9 protein-coding genes are annotated in these 21,792 nt (G+C 38.7%); all 9 read right to left on the bottom strand.

Annotated features, from left to right (window positions below; genetic code table 11):
- Nucleotides 1–6: 6 nt before the first annotated feature.
- The gene (gene tldD / locus A6B44_RS00315) at nucleotides 7–1,452 is read right to left on the bottom strand and encodes a metalloprotease TldD (protein WP_090921051.1); all 1,446 of its coding nucleotides are present in this window, start codon (nucleotides 1,450–1,452) and stop codon (nucleotides 7–9) included.
- 60 nt (nucleotides 1,453–1,512) lie between these two features.
- Nucleotides 1,513–2,070: a DUF1287 domain-containing protein gene (locus tag A6B44_RS00310; protein WP_090921177.1), complete on the bottom strand. Its 558-nt coding sequence runs from the start codon at nucleotides 2,068–2,070 to the stop codon at nucleotides 1,513–1,515.
- Between the two features lie 151 nt (nucleotides 2,071–2,221).
- Nucleotides 2,222–2,989 (bottom strand): OmpA family protein, encoded by a 768-nt coding sequence (locus A6B44_RS00305; protein ID WP_090921049.1) that lies wholly within the window; start codon nucleotides 2,987–2,989, stop codon nucleotides 2,222–2,224.
- Nucleotides 2,990–3,106: 117 nt separating this feature from the next.
- Nucleotides 3,107–6,718: a YadA-like family protein gene (locus A6B44_RS00300; RefSeq protein WP_176673430.1), complete on the bottom strand. Its 3,612-nt coding sequence runs from the start codon at nucleotides 6,716–6,718 to the stop codon at nucleotides 3,107–3,109.
- Complete coding sequence (locus A6B44_RS10820) at nucleotides 6,675–8,792, bottom strand: ESPR-type extended signal peptide-containing protein (RefSeq protein WP_218061377.1); 2,118 nt, start codon at nucleotides 8,790–8,792, stop codon at nucleotides 6,675–6,677. The genes A6B44_RS00300 and A6B44_RS10820 overlap by 44 nt, the downstream gene beginning before the upstream one ends.
- A 345-nt stretch (nucleotides 8,793–9,137) precedes the next feature.
- The gene (gene accC, locus A6B44_RS00290; RefSeq protein ID WP_090921043.1) at nucleotides 9,138–10,481 is read right to left on the bottom strand and encodes an acetyl-CoA carboxylase biotin carboxylase subunit; all 1,344 of its coding nucleotides are present in this window, start codon (nucleotides 10,479–10,481) and stop codon (nucleotides 9,138–9,140) included.
- 18 nt (nucleotides 10,482–10,499) lie between these two features.
- On the bottom strand, nucleotides 10,500–10,958 hold the full coding sequence (accB, locus tag A6B44_RS00285; RefSeq protein ID WP_090921041.1) for an acetyl-CoA carboxylase biotin carboxyl carrier protein: 459 nt from the start codon (nucleotides 10,956–10,958) through the stop codon (nucleotides 10,500–10,502).
- A gap of 267 nt (nucleotides 10,959–11,225) precedes the next feature.
- Nucleotides 11,226–11,831, bottom strand: coding sequence for a Holliday junction branch migration protein RuvA (gene ruvA, locus A6B44_RS00280; RefSeq protein WP_090921039.1), 606 nt, complete (start codon nucleotides 11,829–11,831; stop codon nucleotides 11,226–11,228).
- A gap of 158 nt (nucleotides 11,832–11,989) precedes the next feature.
- Nucleotides 11,990–21,631 (bottom strand): ESPR-type extended signal peptide-containing protein, encoded by a 9,642-nt coding sequence (locus A6B44_RS00275; RefSeq protein ID WP_176673429.1) that lies wholly within the window; start codon nucleotides 21,629–21,631, stop codon nucleotides 11,990–11,992.
- Between the last annotated feature and the right edge of the window lie 161 nt (nucleotides 21,632–21,792).

The raw sequence follows: 21,792 nt of genomic DNA, 5'->3' as shown, positions 1-21,792 counted from the left end.
GTACCGCTATCCACGACCTCCAACAGTAATTTTATCTAATTTAACCGTTGGTTGACCCACACCGACAGGAACACTTTGCCCTTCTTTACCGCAGGTTCCGACACCTTGATCTAATTCCATTGTCTTACCAACCATTGAAACTTGTTGCATTGCTTCAATTCCACTACCAATTAACGTTGCCCCAGTTACTGGTTTAGTTATTTTGCCATTTTCAATTAAATAAGCTTCAGAAGTAGAGAACACAAATTTTCCTGAGGTAATATCCACTTGACCACCACTAAAATGAGGGGCGTATAAACCTTTATCCACAGAGGCAATCATCTCATCAAAGCTACTGTTCCCTTCTGTTAAATAGGTGTTAGTCATTCGTGGCATAGGTAAGTGTGCATAAGACTCACGTCGTCCATTACCTGTTGGCTCAACCCCCATTAAGCGAGCATTGAGTTTATCTTGCATATAGCCTTTTAAAATGCCTTTTTCAATTAACACATTACGTTGTGAAGGAACGCCTTCATCATCAACAGTTAATGAGCCTCGTTTATCTGCGATAGTGCCATCATCCACAATAGTACAAAGAGGTGAAGTCACCATTTGTCCAATTTTACCCGTGAAAAGCGAGGATTTTTTGCGGTTGAAATCCCCTTCTAAACCGTGACCCACTGCCTCGTGTAATAAAATACCCGGCCAACCTGCCCCTAAAATAATTGGCATAACACCAGCAGGTGCAGTAATGGCGTTTAGGTTTACTAATGCTTGGCGAACAGCTTCTTTTGCCATATAAATGGCTCTTACTTCACCTTGTGAATTGGGTTCTAAAAAATAATTGAGTGAGAATCGTCCACCTGCACCCGTGCCACCTCTTTCTCGTTTACCATTTTGTTCAACTAGAACAGAAATAGATAAACGAACTAAAGGGCGAATATCAGCGGCAACTGTGCCATCTGTGGCTGTAATTAACATTTCTTCATATAATGCAGAAAGCCCTGCATTCACTTGAATAACTCGAGGATCTTCAGCTCGTGCGGTTTTATCAACTAAATGCAATAACTCAACTTTTTGCTCACGGCTCATCGTTTCAAGTGGATTAATAGAAGGATAACGAATAATCGCATTGGTTTGTTTAAACGATTGAATCTTTAAATGCCCACTTTCATTGGTAATACTTCTTGCGGCATTAGCACATTGTTCTAGCTGATTAAAATTGATTTGGTCAGTATAAGCAAAGCCTGTTTTTTCCCCTGCAACAGCTCGCACACCCACGCCTCGATCAATATAAAATCCCCCTTCTTTGATAATACTGTCTTCTAACGACCAGCTTTCATCCATACTAAGTTGGAAAAAGAGATCCCCATAATCAATTTGACGCATTGAAAACATATCTAAGATATTATGTAATTTTGATAATTCTAACCCACTTGGAGCAAGTAAACGTTGAGATACGGTATTTAACATTTTTATAGTCTCTTTTATTCCTTATTATTAAGCGGTACGATTTTAGCAGATTTTTGCAATTTATTTACTCGGAATTCGAAAAATACCTGTAATTTTAAAATTATAGAGTATATTATTTTCCTGAGTGCCATAACCAATATTATGAATTACCAAAGGAATGTCTCCTGATTTTTTATCTGAAATAATCCCAATATGGGTAATACCTCGCCCTAAATCCCAAGTCACAATATCACCACGTTGAAACTTATCGGTTTTAATTTCATAGCCTTTTCGTTTAAAGTAGGTCGCTATATTAGGGACTCGGCGATGATCGATATTTTTATCGGTCTTTTTTAATCCCCATTTTTTAGGATATTGACTAAAATGCTTTTGCATATCTTCGTGAATCAATTTTTGTAAATCCATACCTTGTTTTCTTAATGCTCGAATCACAACATCCGTACACACCCCTTTTATCATAGGTATATCTCCCATTGGGTATGTTAGTTTGGTGTAAGCAGGATCATAAAACAATGTTGTTCCAATTTGAGATCGAGCATCTTTAACCAGTTGCTCACCTGACAAAGCGAATAATTGAGTACTAAAAAAAGAAAATAATAAAAGAAGAATAAATCGCATAACTGACTCTGTTGAATAATAAGATAGCATTGAAGTTAAGAAGATAGGTAATTTTGGCATAAAGGATAAAAATATTAAATTTTAAACTCTTTTACTCAAACAAAAAATCGAGCCTAAATAAGCTCGATTTTTATTTAACCTAATAGAAAAATTAACGTTTAATAATTTCTACACTAACACGACGGTTAGGTGCTAAACATCTCACTAAGCGTGATTTTTTAGTTTTACGACAATGTTTCACTGGTTGGCTCTCACCCATACCAAAAGTCGTAATATTTGCTGGGTTTACACCTTTCATTACTAAGTAACGTCCAACACTTCTTGCACGTTTTTCAGAAAGTCTTTGGTTGTATGCTTTACGGCCAATGTAATCTGTATGACCTACTAATTTCACAGTAGATTTGTTGCCAAGCTTAGTAATATAAGCAGCAAGTTCATTTAATTTTTTCTTACCTGCAAATTTAATATCTCTAACACCACCACGATTGAATGGGAAGAGTGCATCTGCTGCTAAGTTTAATTTCTCTGTTAAACAGTCTGCTGGCAACCAATAGAAGTTTTGTGCCACCATATCATCATCAAATAATACTTTATATTGACAAACCTTAACTGAACGATCTGCTTGACGGAATTTCATAATATAATTCCACTCTCTTGCTCCGTGCATTTCTGAGAAATGAGGACGTTCAAGTAAATAGTATAAATCTTTTTTAGTCACTCCTGGACCAATACGATCAAGATTACCTAAATTAGGAAAAATACCTTCAGGCAGAGTGGCATCATCTATTTGTGGCCAAACTAGATTGGTGGCATCAGTATTTTCTAATGCACCATTTTCATTAATATCATTTAACGTGCTAGTACACGCCACCAAAGACAACATTCCTACGGCTAAACCCGCATATTTTAATAGTTTCATTTTACAAACCCCTTGATTTAAGAAACTTCATTTTATTATTAACTAGCGTACCTAGTCAATACCAAATTCCTAGCCTAAAGCGTATCTACAACAAGATACGCTAAGGATAACTTGTTTTTACCATTGATAATTCACACTCGCCGCAGCACCTGTGTGGCTTTGTGAGTCATGAGTTACTAGTCCTTTCAATATCCAACGTCCATTATCAGAAATGGTTGAGACACCAATCGATAATGCAGATTCTCCTCTAAAGTTACCTACAGCAACCCCAACACTACTTGCACCTGGATCGTGAGGCTGAGCCAATGCTGCAGCTGCATAAGCCCCTGCAATACCAGCACTCATAGAGCCCTTCAAATCACCTAATTTTTGAGATAATTTTGCAATTTCAGCATTGGTTGAATAAAGTTGGCTACCATTAATCGCATCTGTTGAGGTTTTAGAGATCTCCCCTGCTGCCACATTTTGGATACGTCTTTCACTACCAGCAGCCCCTACAGAAACCACTCCGTCTGCTTTTGCACCAGCAAACCCACCGTAAGTAATACCACCTACAGTTGCCGATTTAACCGTTCCTTTATCTCCAGCAGTGGTTGTTTTTCCTTCGGTCGCTTTTTTACCTTTCTTAGCAGTCAGATTCTTCGTACCAACTTTATCGCCTTTTGTGGCAGTAGTTTTATTCCCTAGATAAACAGAGTTTTCAACAGTTTCGCCCTGAGCAACAGGTTTAGTTCTCGGTTTTCCATCTTTATCTCTAAGAATATTACCTTTAGAGTCTTTTAGTACTTCAGTTTCACCTGAGTTATTCACATTATTACCCAATACGAATGTATTTGAGCTGTTAATAACATTATTATTACCAAGAGAGTAACTTCCATCAACATCATTATTGTCAACATCAACTTTTGCTATATAGCTTGGGTCACCAAATGCGCCAGAATGTTTGGCATTGACAATATTACCTGTACCAATAGCTATTGAATCTTCAGCATTGGCTTGAGCACCATTACCAAAGGCAAGAGCATTCTTAGCATTTTCTCCTGTAGAGGCTTTATAACCAATCGCTGTTGAGAATTTTCCTTTAGCAGATGAGTCTACCTTATTAGTATCTTGCTCATCGTAATTGGCTGTTCCATCATTGGTATGGAAGTATTTAATTCCCCCTTCATTCATACGATAAATCGCTTCTGGAACTGAATTCGTTGTATACTCACCTTGTGATTGTGGATTATAGGTTTTCAATGCTTCTTTAACAGTTAAGTTAACTTCATTACCATTTTCATCTTTGACCTTAATTACATCACCATTTGCATTAGTTGCATTACCATCAGCATCTATACCACCAATAATTTTATTAATATTATTGCTAATATTTGTTACATTGCCTTGTACTTTGGTTAAGTCACCAACTGTAGCAGCATTGTTCCATTCAGCGGCGGTATCACCCTCACTCTTAATTTGGTCAAGTGTTCTATTTCCTAAACCACTGGCTACATTCGTGATTTGCTTATTGCCTGCATTAATACCTGTATCTTTATTGATAACTACATCACCAACTTTTACATTATCAAAATCAACTTTTGTTTTCGTTGAAATTTTTAATGTGCCATTCGCCTTATCCATTGAAGCACTTAGGTTTTTACCTGCTTCAACGGTTAGCGCCTGACCATTTTTAATTAAACTACTTTCTGCATTTTCAGTAACAGCCTCATCAGTATTCTTAGTTGTTACGGTATGACCTGCATTATTAATCGCTTTTGCAACTTGACTGCCCGTCACAAAACCTTCATCACCATTTGCAGCACCTGTACCTGCGTTATTGTCAATTGTACCAGCCGTTAAACCAATTTCGATATTATTAACGCCATTATCTGTGTTATGTGTTACAGTAATACCGTCTTTACCTTTGAAGTTTACTGTATCATAAGCTTGTACAAAATCAGCTTTTTTACCACCAACTTGTAAGTTCCAGCCTGAATTTAATACATCATTAACCGTTGCCACTGTACCAGCCGCTATATTTGTTGGAGCAACGTCTACTTTTGGATCTGCTGGAGCAGTAATGGTATCTTTTAAGCCTGTAATGGTTTGTCCACCAATAGTGACTTTTTTACCTGCTTCTCCTACAGTAACCGTTTTAAAGTCTGGTGTTTCACTTAAACCAACAGTGACTTTGTTCCCTTCAACTTTAGTATGTAAATTGTCTCCAATAAAACCTGCTTTCGCAGTACCTGTTGCAATTTTAAAACTTGAACCGAGTTTTTGTTTACTGCTTCCCTCATCACCTGTAAAGGTTATCGGTTTAGTTACAGCTGTATTCAAGCCCATTAAAGCGTCGCCTACACTTGTATACGCCGTCGTTCCACCATCACTTGGATCACCATTAGTTAAAGTAAAGCGTGGAGCTGAAATTTTTCCATCTGCTTCTACTGTTGAACCACCGCCAATGGCATTTGCTACTGAATCAGCCATTCCTTTGATTTGTGAACCATTAACTGCATCTTTTGAGGTAGCGCTGATAGTGCCATCACCTACATTTGCTAGTTTAGTTGGTTTTATTTCACCTTTTGCATTTTGCATTGAAGCTATTACATCTGTTGGCTCAATTTCTGCTCCTGTTAAGTCTGCATTTTCAGTAAACTGACCATTTGGCTTCTTATACACTTTTGTACCATCAGCTTTGGTATAAACCACTGGCAATTGTGCATCTTCAGCTAAGGCTTGCGAATCTGTTGCAAAGGTGAATTTAGAACCTGCACGAGTCACACTAATACCTTTACCACCAACTAAATCAACTGTACCACCAGCACTAATAAACTCTCCATCTGTCTCACTATTTGCTTTAATAGTAAAACCTACACCATTAATCGCATTCGCAATCTCAAATGCTGTAGCAAGAACCTTAGTATCAGCTGGTACATTCACTTTTCCATCACTAACAGCTAGAGTCGTTGTTTTTGCTTTAAGTCTTGTTTTCTGTACCCCATTATCATTAAATGTTTCGGTCGTAATTGTTTCATTATCTACATTCACTGCTACTCTATAATCTTTAGCATTTGCTCCTGTTGATGTAACACTTACTCCACTTCCTGCACTTACTGTTGTATGAGCCTCCGCTTTAGCTGTTACTAAATCTAATTGCCCTTTATTTACGGCATCTGTTGCGTCAGTACCTGCGGCAACATTAGTGATTTTCTTACCACCATTATTTAACCCATTACTTGTCAAGCTTACTTGCTTAGTAGAATCTGTTTCAGTAGAGTTGATTACTAAACTTCCCTCTTTTAAAACAGTATTACCCGTTTTTACTTGAGTAAACTCTACATTCTCTTTTGTAGCAAATTCAAACTTACCCTCTGTTTGAGTAATCTTAATATTTTTATCTGCTTCAAAAGTGACTGTATCACTTGGCTTAATAAGTTCACTAGATGTACTTTCTGCACCTAATTCTCCATCTCCTGCTGTAGCATTAACAATAAAACCTGCGCTATTTATCGCTTTCACGATACTATCAGCAGTCACAAGTTTTTTCTTATCATCATTACTTAAATCTGCAACTTTTCCTTTTGGTACGTTGGTAGCCGTGCCATCATTTACCGTCAAGGTCGCTGTTTTTACTTTGATTTTTTGCCCATCTACTTCTAAAGTATCAGTATCTACATTTACATCATACTTAACAGCATAATCATTTGTCCCATCTGGAGTGACACTGACTGACTGTTGTGGCATTTCCATTTATAAAGCTAACTTTTTCAGTTGGATTTACACCATTCCCAACTACTGCTTTATCATTTCCTGCTATATTCCAAGAAGAATTTGATACTGCAGTTTTAACATCACTTATATTTGCAGCATTTGTACCTGTTGTTCCACCACTTGCTACATTTGTAATTGTTTTACTTCCTGCATTGATACCCGTTGTAGTCAATGCAACTGTATTTGCATCACTAGAATTAGTACCTAGAACAACTGACGTTAGTCCTGATAACTCTTTTGCTAATTTTATCGCTAATGTACCCGCTCCATCTGAAACAACACCGATATTATTACCACTGAGTTTTGTAGTATTAGTGACACCACCGATAATTTTAGTTTCTTGACCTAATTTACGGTTAAATTTATTTGCTGTTTGAGTATTACTACTATCTACATCTCCACTATAGTCCAAACCTTTTTGCACTTCTTTCGCCACAGCTTTTAACTGTGCAACGTTGACTGCATCAGTATCCAAAGAACCTGCTGCTACATTGATGATTTGGCGTGTGGCAATTTCAATATCAAACTCTTTAGCTTTGAGAGGGACTCCTGATTTTGTAGCTTTATTTTTATCATCAGTATCACTGTTATACCTGTACCCAGGCGTTCTGGTCTTAAATTTTCTTTTATATGTTCCAACAGAAACGGCACCTAAGTCACCTTGTACTGTTTGTACAATCTCTAAGTTGGAATCAGAAAATGGCGAATATACTTTTGTAATTTTATTTGGCTCCGCATTCTCCATTCCACTATTATCTGCACTAGCCGAAACACTTGTTAATGCTTGACGATTGGCAATAGATTGAGAACCCAATGCCACACCACCTTTGATATTTTTTTCAGTTGCAGATAAGCGGCCAATTGCCACACTCTCTTCTGCACCTTTTTCTGTTCGAGAACTGGTTCCTAAAGCAATACCATAACTAGCATCACTTTCAGCGACTTGATCTAGATATACCGTACTACCTCTAGTACCAAAACCACTACCAATAGCAATAGCATAATCTCCATCTGTAGACGTGGATGTTCCATGACCAAAATGACCATTATCTATACTTGGATTGCCAATATAGCGCGTACCAATAACGGTTGACATAACCCCCTTAGCAAAAACATCATTACCAATCGCAACAGATTGTGTTCCCAACGCATGAGTAAATGAACCTAAAGCTAAGGTTTCTTGAGCAGTTGCTTGTGCACCTTGTCCCATAGCCATACTTTGAGTATCTTTTGTCTTAGCATAATTACCAATAGCGACATTTAAGTTTCCAGAAGTGTTTGCTTTATATCCCATTGCAAAGCTTCTGTAACCACTAGCTGTTGCTGATGTTCCTATAGCAACTGACGATGAATTAGTTGCAGCAGCACCATTTCCCAGTGCGAAACTAGAATCTCCTTCAGTTTTTGCACCTTTTCCCATTGCAAAACTAGAACTCCCTATAGTCTCTGCTCCGTTGCCAATAGCTACCGATGATGAAGCTTTAGTTTTAGCACTAGATCCGATAGCTACCGATGATGAATACTGTGCTTCTGCCTCATTCCCTATTGCAACACTAGATTGTGCCTTTGCCTGTGCCTTTCTTCCAAGTGCAACGGCTCCCATCTTTGTTGCTTGAGCTACCCAACCTATAGCGACAGAGCTATAACCATCACTAAGGCTATCCGATCCAATTGCAACTCCGCCGTCCTTTTTCACTTGTGCATTACTTCCTAAAGAGATGGTTCCTTCGTCACCACCTGAACCTTTAGTATCTTTATCGCCACAAACAACTGCTCTGTTGCTAGTATCAAAATAGCAATAATTGTATTTACCTGCAGTATTTTGAATCGCACTACTACCTGTTGATGTTTTGACTCCTGTTGAAATCGCTGCAAACACAGACTGCCCAGCAAGTACCATCATTATTGAAAGAGTAACTTTTGCTAACTTAAAATGTGGCTGTGAACTTGTGATACTTGAGGATTTGCCTTGTGATTTTGCCAATTCTGATACAGCAATCATTGTTTGGTTTGTTTTACACCAGATAACTTTAAATACTTTGTTCATCAATATACCTCTATAAACGGTCGAAAATACGTAAAAATGTATTAAATTAGTGGGTTGAACCCCTAATGCTAACATTTATAACAATAATTTTGCAAATAAAAACACCAATAAATGAAAGTAAAATCATCATAAAATGCCAATAAAACCATCGCCTTACTCATAAACAATTAATAACTTATTGATTATAAATATAAATTTGTAAATTTTAGTTAAGATCGTACCGCTTGTATTTAAGATAACAAAAAAAGGAAAGAAAAAGAATTTTGAGTAATAATGTTGATGTTGTAACAAGAATGTATTAACAAAAAAACGGCACTTAGAATGTACCGTTTTCATTTGAGATGATTAAATAATGCCTAATTTTTTTTCAAGGTAATGAATATTCATTTCTCCTTGTACAAAATTTTCATCACTTAAAATATCTTGGTGTAACAAAATATTGGTCTTAATACCATCGATGATGATTTCAGATAAGGCAATTTCCATTCGTCGAATAGCAATATCTCGTGTTTCACCATAGGTGATCAATTTAGCAATCATTGAATCATAGTGAGGTGGTACCGTATAGTCTGCATAAATATGAGAATCCCAACGTATACCTAATCCACCTGGTACGTGTAAACGTGTAATTTTTCCTGGCGAAGGAAGAAAACTTCTTGGATCTTCTGCATTGATACGGCACTCTATTGAATGCCCTCTTACTTTGATTTGATCTTGTGTAACCGATAATGGTAAGCCTGATGCAATGCGTAATTGTTCTTTAACCAGATCAACACCTGTGATCATTTCTGTTACAGGATGTTCCACTTGAATTCGAGTATTCATTTCAATGAAATAGAACTCACCATTTTCATATAAAAACTCAAATGTGCCAGCACCTCGATAACCAATGGTACGACACGCATTTGCACAGCGTTCACCGATAAATTGACGTAACTCGTCAGAAATGCCTGGAGCAGGCGCTTCTTCAAGTACTTTTTGGTGGCGACGTTGCATAGAACAATCTCGCTCTGCTAAATAAATCGCATTACCCTGTGTATCCGCAAGTACTTGAACTTCAATATGGCGAGGATTTTCAAGATATTTCTCCATATATACCATATCGTTATTAAAGGCTGCTCTGGCTTCTGTTTTAGTCATCGCAATGGCTTCTGCTAATTCTTTTTCAGAGCGAACAACTCGCATCCCACGACCACCACCACCTCCAGAGGCTTTGATAATCACTGGATAACCAATTTTATTTGCAATCTCTTTGTTTTTAATTGCATCATCACCAATAGCGCCACCAGAACCTGGTACACAAGGGATCCCTGCTTTTTTCATTGCATTAATGGCAGAAACTTTGTCCCCCATTAAGCGAATAACATTAGCAGTTGGCCCAATAAAGGCGAAACCTGAACACTCAACTTGCTCTGCAAAATCTGCATTTTCAGATAAAAAACCATATCCAGGATGAATCGCATCTGCCCCTGTTACTTCTGCGGCTGCAATAATAGCAGGAGTGTTCAAATAACTTTTAACTGAAGAAGCAGGTCCAATACAAATGGTTTCATCAGCAAGGCGTACGTGTTTTAACTCACGATCTGCTGTTGAATGCACTGCAACTGTTTGAATCCCGAGCTCTTTACAGGCTCTTAAAATGCGCAATGCAACTTCACCACGATTAGCAATAACAACTTTTTTTAACATCTGTATGTCCTATCGTAACTATTCAATGATGATAAGTTTTTGATCAAACTCAACCGCATCACCATCATCAACAAGAATTGCTTTCACTATTCCTGCTTTATCTGATTCTATTTTATTCATCATTTTCATTGCTTCTACAATGCAAAGTGTATCACCCACTTTCACACTTTGCCCTTCTTCAATAAAAGGTTTTGCTTCTGGACTTGGGCTACGATAAAACGTTCCAACCATTGGAGAAGCAATGGTATGCCCTGATATCACAGTATTTTCCAATACTGGTGTTGGAGTAGTTTTTTCTACAGGAGGAGCTACTTCTACGGTTTGTGCTGTTGTATATTGTTGCTGTGGTTGTGCGACTACTTGTGTATTACTCTCACGACTAATACGTACTGAACCATCTTCTTCAGCTACTTCTAATTCTGTAATACCTGATGCTTCAACAAGTTCAATAAGTTTCTTAATTTTTCGAATATCCATTATGATGAGATCCGTTTAGGTTAAATTGAATAAATAACAAACCACCTAAATGAATAATATTTAGATAGTTAAATAAATGTAAAAATAAATTGCCGTTAGGTTACCTGAAATTTACTTAATTTGCGATAATTTTTTAGCATTTTAAATGAAATTATCACGATTTCGTGTCAGATCGTAGCAGTTTGTCTCAATTAGTACAACTATATAGACTTAAAATTTGTAAATTTTTAATATGATGTTACCGCTATATTACAAATCATAGGGGTATTATAACGATTTTTTGAGTGCTTCTCGAATAATTTGTTCACTGGTAAGATCTTGTTGTTGAACTCGTTTTAACATTTTTTCTATTTCCGTTGCTTTATAACCTAATGCAATTAACGCTTCTTTTGCTTCATTACTTGGATTAGCAGTATTAATAGTTGTTGTTTGTAGTGAAGATTGTTCAACAAAAAACTCGGTTTGTGCCATTGACTTAAATTTATCTTTTAACTCAACCAATAATCGCTCTGCCGTTTTTTTACCGACACCCGGAATCTTAGTCAATTTTATGATATCTTCATTCTCAACTGCAGTGGCGAAATCATTAACCGACATTGCAGAAAGGATAGCTAATGCCAGTTTTGGACCTACTCCATTGGTTTTAATTAACGCTCGAAACAGTGTGCGATCCACTTTTTGTGAAAAACCAAAAAGTAAATGTGCATCTTCTCTAATACTTAAATGCGTAAAAAGTGTTACCTCTTCCCCAACTTTAGGTAAATCGTAAAAACTTGTCATTGGTAGTAGTAATTCATAACCCACTCCTTGTACATCTAATACAATTTCTGGTGGTGTTTTTTCAATAATTTTGCCTTGTAATCGTCCTATCATTGTAGTGTCTCGTTAATTTATTTTTGTATAAGTATATATTGTTACTGTATAAAAAGACAGTTAAATTATTTTATTAATAAAAATAGCCAGTCTAAATGCTTAGACTGGCTATAAAACTACCTCATTTACAATGAGTTGAATCTTATACTATTACTGTATTACCAGTTATAAGTTGCAGATCCACCAAAGGTTGTGTTGCGTTGAGAATCATAAGATGCAGATCCTTTCAACAACCATTTTCCATTATCAGACCAAGATGAAACACCCACAGCTAATGCAGACTCTCCTCGATGAGTAGCAAAACCAGCACTAATCGCTCTATCGCCAGCATTTCTTGCTTGACCTAACATTGCAATAGCAGCACTACCAGCAATACCTGCTTTTGAACCTGTATCAATGTCCATTAATTTATCAGATAAATTAGCAAGTGCTCTATTAGTCGCATGAAGCTGACTTCCATTAATCGCATCAGTTGAAGTACGTGATATTTCACCTGCCGCAACATTTTGGATACGTCTTTCACTATCAGCAGCACCAACAGACACCACGCCTTTCGCTGTTGCTCCAGCAAATCCACCATAAGTGATTCCACCTACTGTAGCTGACTTAACAGTGCCTTTATCGCCAGCCGAAGTTGTTTTACCTTTAGTCCCATCAGATTTTAGGTTTTTATTTCCAACATCTCTGACTTTCTTACCAGCCGCATTAGTTTCACTTTTCGTTGCTGTGGTTTTACTCCCTAAATAAACAGAGTTTTCAACAGTATCACCTTGAGCAACGGTTTTCCCTGCAACTTTTTTGCTATTTACATTGTTACCCAACACAAAAGTATCTGAACTGTTAATTGCATTGTCATTACCAATAGAGTAAACGCCTTCTACTGCCATTCCTTTGCTATCTTTTGCTTCAATAATACTTGGGTCACCAATAGCACCAGATTTTTTCGCATTCACAATATTACCTGTACCAATGGCAATGGAGTTTTCTGCAGTTGCTTTCGCCCCTTTACCAAAAGCGATGGTATTTTCTGCCGCTGCTGAAGCATTATAACCTATCGCTGTCGCATATTTTCCTGACGCACTAGAATCATCTGTATCAGAGACATCCCCTCCAACAGTTTGACCACTCTTATCATTCGTGTGGAAATATTTAATACCACCTTCATTCATATTTTTAATGGCTGAAATGACCGTGTTATCATTTGTTGCAGTTTGTCCTCTTACATCATAGGTTTTTAATGCTTCTGCCGTAGTAATCGCATTTCCATCAGAGTCCGTCAGTTGATCACCGTTTCCATCTACTGGTTTTCCATCTGCATTCTGTCCACCAATAATCTTATTGATATGAGTAACATTACCTTCTACTTTGGTTAGATCTCCTACTGTTGCCGCATTGTTCCACTCTGCATCAGTATTTTTAATATCTTTAAGGTTTTTACCACCTAAACCACTAGCTACATTAGTAATTTGCTTCTTACCTGCATTAATACCTTTATCTTTAGATAAAGAAACTACATCATCAGCAACCTTATCACCTAACACAACAGAATCTAAATCAGTTAAATCTTTATTTAGCGTTACTTTAAATTCTTTACCACCCGATGCATTTTGAGTTTTGTCATCGACAAGTAAATTAGCGTTTGTAGAGGATACTGTTTCAACTTTGCTAATGGCAAAGTTTGTAGCAGCATCTAAGCCGATAGTAAACTTCTTAACACCTGTATTTGGATCAACAGCTGTATTCACTGAAATACCATCTTTCCCTTCTGCATCAACTAAGCCAGTAATTACCTGTTTACCTGCATTGTCAATATTAGATAAGTTTTTATCTGCTTTATCTGCAAGGGCATTATAAACTGCACCACCAGTCACTGCTTTAGTATTACCCGCTGTCACAGTACCAAAGTCAACATTAACTTTGTACGGATCCGCATCAGTACCTAAACCATCTAAGGTTGTGCCAACACCAGCAACCAATTTTGTTTTCTGACTAGCCACTGTTCTCACAGCTTCTAATTGATCAACATTAACCGCGTCTGTGCCAGATTCCCCTGCCTTAATACCTGTTAATTTAACTGGTTTAGTACCTTTACTTAACGTAATCGCATCTTCTCCTAACGTCAGTTTAGCGCCTGTCGCTGACTTACCTATCGAGTCAATCACTAAGTCTTTCGCTAAACCAAGCTTAAAGTCTTTCGCGCCACTCGCATTCGTCGCACTTCCATCTACCGTTAAGTTCGTATCTGTCGTTGAAACCGTCTCTTCTTTCTTCAACTGTGCCTTCGTTGCATCATCCAGCTTAACTTTAAACTTCGTGCCTTTTCCAGCTACCGCTTCTTTTGTCACAGTTAGCCCTGCATCTGCTCCGTCTGCTTCTACCGACTCTTTCGCTGCTTCTACTGCTGTGTGAACTTTATCCCCTGTTACTGCTTTTGCATTGCCAGCCGCTACCTCTCCAAAATCTACTGATACAGCATAATCTTTTCCATTCGCACCGTCTGTTTCCGCAATCGCTATACCAGCTCCTGCACTTACTGTTTCTACCGATTTTTTCTTCGCTTCAGTATCTACCAGCTTTAACTGCTCTTCCGTTGCCGCTCTGCCTGCCGTTCCAAAGTCTGCACCTGATAAATCTACGTTCGTTAAACCTGTTACATCACCAGCTTTACCATCTACTGTAACCTGACCCGCTTTTACTTTACCCGCTGTGCCATCTACTACTACTTGGTCTCCTGCTGTGCCTAACACAACTTTATCCGCTAATTTAACATCAAAGATAGTCTGTCCATCTACTGTCTTTTTCTTCGCTAAAATATTGCCCGTTGTATTATACGTATCTGTAACCGAAGTCCCTCCATTTACTGTTAAATCCGTATGTTTCTTACCTGCCGCAATATCCGCTTGAACAGCATCACTTAAGCCATATTTAACTTTTCCATCCGCATCAATACTCGCAACTGTTCCCTCACCATTTGCAAACTCTAAACCTGTTTTTAATGATGTAGTTTTCGTTGTGCCATTCGCTTTATACGTTAAATCTAATCCCTCTTCTAACGTCGATTTTGATGCCGAACCATCAACAACTAACTGGGTCGCTAAGGTGTCTTTATTTAAGTCAACTTTCCAGTTTTTATCTGTCGCTGTATTTGTCGTCTCAGTCACCGTTAAACCCGAAGTTTGTGCTGCTGCACTCGCTTCTACCGTCTCTACTGATTTATCTTCAGCAATATCTTTGACTGCCTCTAATTGCGTAAAGTTAACCGCATCAGTACCTGACTCTCCTGCTTTCACTCCCGTTAACTTAACTGGATCATTGCCTTTACTTAATGTAATCGCATCTTCTCCTAACGTCAGTTTAGCACCCGTTGCTGACTTACCTATCGAGTCAATCACTAAGTCTTTCGCTAAACCAAGCTTAAAGTCTTTCGCGCCACTCGCATTCGTCGCACTTCCATCTACCGTTAAGTTCGTATCTGTCGTTGAAACCGTTTCTTCTTTCTTCAACTGTGCCTTCGTTGCATCATCCAGCTTAACTTTAAACTTCGTGCCTTTTCCAGCTACCGCTTCTTTTGTCACAGTTAGCCCTGCATCTGCTCCGTCTGCTTCTACCGACTCTTTCGCCGCTTCTACCGCCGTATGCACCGCGCCTCCTGTCACTGCTTTTGCATTACCAGCCGCTACCTCTCCAAAATCTACTGATACAGCATAATCTTTTCCATTCGCACCGTCTGTTTCCGCAATCGCTATACCAGCTCCTGCACTTACTGTTTCTACCGATTTTTTCTTCGCTTCAGTATCTACCAGCTTTAACTGCTCTTCCGTTGCCGCTCTGCCTGCCGTTCCAAAGTCTGCACCTGATAAATCTACGTTCGTTAAACCTGTTACATCACCAGCTTTACCATCTACTGTAACCTGACCTGCTTTTACTTTACCCGCTGTGCCATCTACTACTACTTGGTCTCCTGCTGTGCCTAACACAACTTTATCTGCTAATTTAACATCAAAGATAGTCTGTCCATCTACTGTCTTTTTCTTCGCTAAAATATTGCCCGTTGTATTATACGTATCTGTAACCGAAGTCCCTCCATTTACTGTTAAATCCGTATGTTTCTTACCTGCCGCAATATCCGCTTGAACAGCATCACTTAAGCCATATTTAACTTTTCCATCCGCATCAATACTCGCAACTGTTCCCTCACCATTTGCAAACTCTAAACCTGTTTTTAATGATGTAGTTTTCGTTGTGCCATTCGCTTTATACGTTAAATCTAATCCCTCTTCTAACGTCGATTTTGATGCCGAACCATCAACAACTAACTGGGTCGCTAAGGTGTCTTTATTTAAGTCAACTTTCCAGTTTTTATCTGTCGCTGTATTTGTCGTCTCTGTCACCGTTAAACCCGAAGTTTGTGCTGCTGCACTCGCTTCTACCGTCTCTACTGATTTTTCTTCAGCTATATCTTTGACTGCTTTTAATTGACTTCCATTTACTGCATCCTTACTTGATGCGCTCAACTCTCCATCAGCCACGCCTGTTAACTTAACTGGTTTAGTACCTTTACTTAACGTAATCGCATCTTCTCCTAACGTCAGTTTGGCGCCTGTCGCTGACTTACCTATCGAGTCAATCACTAAGTCTTTCGCTAAACCAAGCTTAAAGTCTTTCGCTCCACTCGCATTCGTCGCACTTCCATCTACCGTTAAGTTCGTATCTGTCGTTGAAACCGTCTCTTCTTTCTTCAACTGTGCCTTCGTTGCATCATCCAGCTTAACTTTAAACTTCGTGCCTTTTCCAGCTACCGCTTCTTTTGTCACAGTTAGCCCTGCATCTGCTCCGTCTGCTTCTACCGACTCTTTCGCCGCTTCTACCGCCGTATGCACCGCGCCTCCTGTCACTGCTTTTGCATTACCAGCCGCTACCTCTCCAAAATCTACTGATACAGCATAATCTTTTCCATTCGCACCGTCTGTTTCCGCAATCGCTATACCTGCTCCTGCACTGACTGTTTCTACCGATTTTTTCTTCGCTTCAGTATCTACCAGCTTTAACTGCTCTTCCGTTGCCGCTCTGCCTGCCGTTCCAAAGTCTGCACCTGATAAATCTACGTTCGTTAAACCTGTTACATCACCAGCTTTACCATCTACTGTAACCTGACCTGCTTTTACTTTACCCGCTGTGCCATCTACTACTACTTGGTCTCCTGCTGTGCCTAACACAACTTTATCCGCTAATTTAACATCAAAGATAGTCTGTCCATCTACTGTTGTTTTCTTCGCTAAAATATTGCCCGTTGTGTTATACGTATCTGTAACCGAAGTCCCTCCATTTACTGTTAAATCCGTATGTTTCTTACCTGCCGCAATATCCGCTTGAACAGCATCACTTAAGCCATATTTAACTTTTCCATCCGCATCAATACTCGCAACTGTTCCCTCACCATTTGCAAACTCTAAACCTGTTTTTAATGATGTAGTTTTCGTTGTGCCATTCGCCTTATACGTTAAATCTAATCCCTCTTCTAACGTCGCTTTTGATGCCGAACCATCAACAACTAACTGGGTCGCTAAGGTGTCTTTATTTAAGTCAACTTTCCAGTTTTTATCTGTCGCTGTATTTGTCGTCTCTGTCACCGTTAAACCCGAAGTTTGTGCTGCTGCACTCGCTTCTACCGTCTCTACTGATTTATCTTCAGCAATATCTTTGACTGCCTTTAATTGCGTAAAGTTAACCGCATCAGTACCTGACTCTCCTGCTTTCACTCCCGTTAACTTAACTGGATCATTGCCTTTACTTAACGTAATCGCATCTTCTCCTAGCGTCAGTTTGGCGCCTGTGTCTGATTGTGCAATTGAGTCAACAACTAAATCTTTCTTCGTTGCTATTGTAAAGTTTGCTCCATCTTGAGTAACTTTTATATTATCTCCATCTACAAACTTAACAGTTTCTCCAGCTGAAATCTCCTCTTTCGCATGATCGTTAGCTTGAACATTAAAACTTGATGCATTAATTGCTTCTGCTATATCTTTTGCTGTTGCTAAAGCATTCTCGTCTACTGGGATTGCTAGACCATCGGTTGTTGTGATATCAGCTGTCTTAGCTACAACTACACTTGTTACCGCTGTCGGTGTTACTGTATTACCTGATTCATTTTGATAAGTACCATCTGCTTGCTTAATAACTTTATTACCATTTTCATCAATAGTAACTATTTCAATCGTCTTATCATCTACATTTACTGCAACTTTATAGTCAACTCCACCTACATTCGACGACGTTGTTATGCCTACACCATCACCTGCACTTACTGTTTCTACCGATTTTTTCTTCGCCACATTCGCCACAGCTTTTAACTGTGCAACGTTGACTGCATCAGTATCTGCAGAACCAGCAGCTACGTTGATGATTTGACGTGTTGCAACTTCGATTTCGAACTCGGCAGCAGCAATATCATTGCCTGTTTTTACCCCTGTTTCTTCACTATCACCTGTATATCTGAAACCTGGTTTTCTTGTTTTAAATTTTCTTGTTACTGTACCAACAGATACAGCTCCTAATTCACCTTTAACAGTATTCTTAATTTTGGTTTTATCATCACCATCAGCAACATCAAGAGCATAAACATTATCTGTTTCTTGTATTAAGTCAGTTGTTGTTATATCTATTGTTTCAGATGCTGTTACTTTTGTAGAATCTATAGATTTACGATTAGCAATTGACTCAGAACCAAGTGCCACACCACCTGCAACTCTGGTTTGTGATAAACGCCCTATCGCCACACTGGCTTCTGCACCCACTTCAGTTCGAGAACTTGTTCCCAAAGCGATACCATAATCTGCATCACTTTCCGCAATTTGATCTTTCTTCACTGTATCGCCACTAGTACCAGTACCAGTACCACTACCAATCGCTATAGCAAACTTCCCATCGGTAGAGGTTGATGTCCCATGTCCCAAATGACCATTAGCCATAGTTCGATTACCAATATAACGTGTACCAATAACCGTTGACATTTCACCCGTAGCAAAAGCATCATTACCAATGGCAACAGATTGTTTACCCAAAGCATGAGTAAACGAACCTAGTGCCAAGCTTTCTTCAACTTTTGCTTGAGCACCTTGACCAATTGCCATACTTTGCGTTCCCTCTGTTAACGCATGATTACCAATAGCAACATTTGCAGCACCAGTAGTTTTTGCTTTATTTCCCATTGCAAAACTAGCTTCACTCGCCATTGATTCATCTCCAATGGCAACACTACTACCTGTAGCTTCTGCTAGATTTCCCAGAGCAACACTGCTACCTGTTGTTTTAGTTTTTCTTCCTAAAGAAACAGAACCTTGACCAGAAGATGTTGCGTTATAACCAATTGAAACAGAACTTTCTCCAGCAGATATTGAATTCATACCAAGAGCAATTGCACCACTTGTCGAAGCTGCTGAGTTATAGCCTAATGCCATTGAACCGTAGTTGCCCGTTGCTTGTGCATTAACACCAGCAGCTACAGAATAACCACCTTTGGCACCACCAATACCATTAACCAAATCTAAGTTGGTTGTATTTCCACTTACTGCTGAAGAGCTAGTATTTGTATGGAAATAATTTTGAATCTGTGAAACATTTACCGCATCAGTATCCTCAACACCTGCTGCGACATTTGTCACTCGTTTAGGTGCTTTTGAAGCATCACTTTTTGCGTGAATAACCACATTATTAGCTACTCGTTGCTTTGGTGTTACTGCAGCAATTCTATCTGCTTCTGTAATTTCTAAACTTGGATCTGATGCAATTTCTTGAGCAACATTACCTGCTGCATCAATCGCTGTACCATCACTTTTAAATCTTGTTCCCTTTGGATAAACTTTACCTCCACTAATAATAGAACCAGCAGGATATGGATTATCTTTATAAAGCACAGTATCTGGCTTATATCCTTTACCATTAGAACCCAACACGGTTCCTGCCTCATAAGCTTTGTTATTTACAGGATTAAGCACAACCGTATTTTCTTCATAGTAATTTCCATCATCTAGCTTATCAACAGGTTTATTATTCTCATCAACGTACTCAAATGGTGTATTTTTACCTGCTTTATCAATCTCTCCTTTTAAAGCGCCTGCAACAGAAGCTAACTGAGAACCATTAATTGCATCTGTTGATTCTCTGTTTACCCAACCTGCCGCAACATTTTTGATTTGTCGTTCAAAACCTTTTGCACCAACGGAAACTTGATCCCCCGTTTGTAAGTTATCTGCGCCACCAGAGAAGCCGTTAAAAATTGCGGTTTTTCCTGGAATCGCATTTCCATAAATATCTAACACCTGCACTTCAGCTTTTTTATATAATTTAGCATCTAAATCCGTTTGTGAACCAGCGCCTAAAGCCACACCATTTATTTTTGTTGATTTCGCACCTGCACCTAAAGCAGTACCTGCAACAGCATCATCCTCAACCGTTGCACCTGTACCATAAGCCACACCCAAAGCACCCTTTGCATACGCTTTATCACCAATAGCAACAGCTGCGTGACCCGCTACTGTATTACGGTATCGTCCAAACTTATTATTGGTGTTAGGAGTAAATCCTGCATCAGGGTGACTCATTCTTTGTAGATCATCCCCCGTTAATTCTGTATAGATATCTCCGATGGTTTTATGCTGAGTTTTTACTACATCTACGCCACCCTCACTTGCAACAGTAACAGTGTAATCGATATCTTGTGCTACTGCAGTATTGGTATCATCGCCACCAATGGCAATACTTGAATCTCCTTCAGCAATCGTATTTCCGCCGATAGCAATAGATTGGGAACCTGTCGCTACAGCACCTTGATTAGAATCTCTACCACCGCCAATTGCAATGGATTGACCTTTAGATGCAAGAGAATTTTGCCCAATAGCAATAGCATATTTGCTACCTGTATCATCTTTGTTTCCTGCATGAGCAAATGCACCAAGTGCCATAGAGCCATCTTTATATGCCATAGTATTTTTACCAACACTCATGGTTCCAGTGCCCTCACTAAATCCATTTGCACCAACACTAATCGCTCCAGTACCACTACTCATACTATCTTTACCAATAGTAATCGCACTGTCTCCTTTTGCAGCTGCACGCGCCCCCAAAGCAATCGCATTTCGTTCAGTTGATCGTGAATTTGCACCAATAGAAATGGCATTAACATGCTGCACCTTCATTCCTGCTTTTGCCTTACGACCAAGAGCAATGGTATCTGTAGCCTTGTTTGCTGCCGCATCTTTACCAATCGCAATTGTTCCAACATAAAGTGCTTCTGTGGCTTTGTCTCGTAAGGCATTTAGAGCATTTTCTATAGAGTCTCCTGTTATAACACTAGGAATATAATTTGAGAAATAAATATTATTAATACCTGACTGATTAAGACGAGCAACTACAGCACTTTTTATCGATTCAACCGTTGCATTTGGTTGTTGTGATGCTTCAATACCTTTTTGTACCGCATCTTCAACTGCATTAATATAAGCATCATTGCGCTGAGCCGTATTACCATTTTCAGTTATATTAGATTTGGCATTCTTACCAACAGCAACACCATTTTTACCTGCTATTGCATTATTGCCATGCTCAACTGCTCCATCTATAGCTATTGCCGATCCAGAAAAGATCAACATTAACGATACTGTTAATTTAGACAATTTAACTCCAAGAGAAGCAGGTTTACTGCTTTGACAAGAAGATGACTTGCCTTGTGATTTTGCAAATTCGGACACGGCAACCATTGCTTGAGTCGCGTTACACCAAATCACTTTAAATACTTTGTTCATTTTATACCTCGAGTTAAATTGCTAAATATACAAATATTGTATTAAATATATAAGTTAGAAGGCGGATAGTAACATTGATAACAATTAGTTTGCAAATAAAAACAGCATAAAATGCGATTAAAAACACCTATTAATGCAATTAAAAAAACATAAAGTACAAA

This window comes from Pasteurella skyensis, assembly GCF_013377295.1.
GTDB lineage: Bacteria > Pseudomonadota > Gammaproteobacteria > Enterobacterales > Pasteurellaceae > Phocoenobacter > Phocoenobacter skyensis.
Note: the sequence above shows the minus strand (reverse complement) of the source record. Positions and strands in the feature narration are given on the sequence as shown.

Bases quoted from the DNA above. Each gene is read 5' to 3' on its own strand.
- tldD (WP_090921051.1), bottom strand. From the start codon at position 1,452: ATGTTAAATACCGTATCTCAACGTTTACTTGCTCCAAGTGGGTTAGAA.
- A6B44_RS00310 (WP_090921177.1), bottom strand. From the start codon at position 2,070: ATGCGATTTATTCTTCTTTTATTATTTTCTTTTTTTAGTACTCAATTA.
- A6B44_RS00305 (WP_090921049.1), bottom strand. From the start codon at position 2,989: ATGAAACTATTAAAATATGCGGGTTTAGCCGTAGGAATGTTGTCTTTG.
- A6B44_RS00300 (WP_176673430.1), bottom strand. From the start codon at position 6,718: ATGCCACAACAGTCAGTCAGTGTCACTCCAGATGGGACAAATGATTAT.
- A6B44_RS10820 (WP_218061377.1), bottom strand. From the start codon at position 8,792: ATGAACAAAGTATTTAAAGTTATCTGGTGTAAAACAAACCAAACAATG.
- accC (WP_090921043.1), bottom strand. From the start codon at position 10,481: ATGTTAAAAAAAGTTGTTATTGCTAATCGTGGTGAAGTTGCATTGCGC.
- accB (WP_090921041.1), bottom strand. From the start codon at position 10,958: ATGGATATTCGAAAAATTAAGAAACTTATTGAACTTGTTGAAGCATCA.
- ruvA (WP_090921039.1), bottom strand. From the start codon at position 11,831: ATGATAGGACGATTACAAGGCAAAATTATTGAAAAAACACCACCAGAA.
- A6B44_RS00275 (WP_176673429.1), bottom strand. From the start codon at position 21,631: ATGAACAAAGTATTTAAAGTGATTTGGTGTAACGCGACTCAAGCAATG.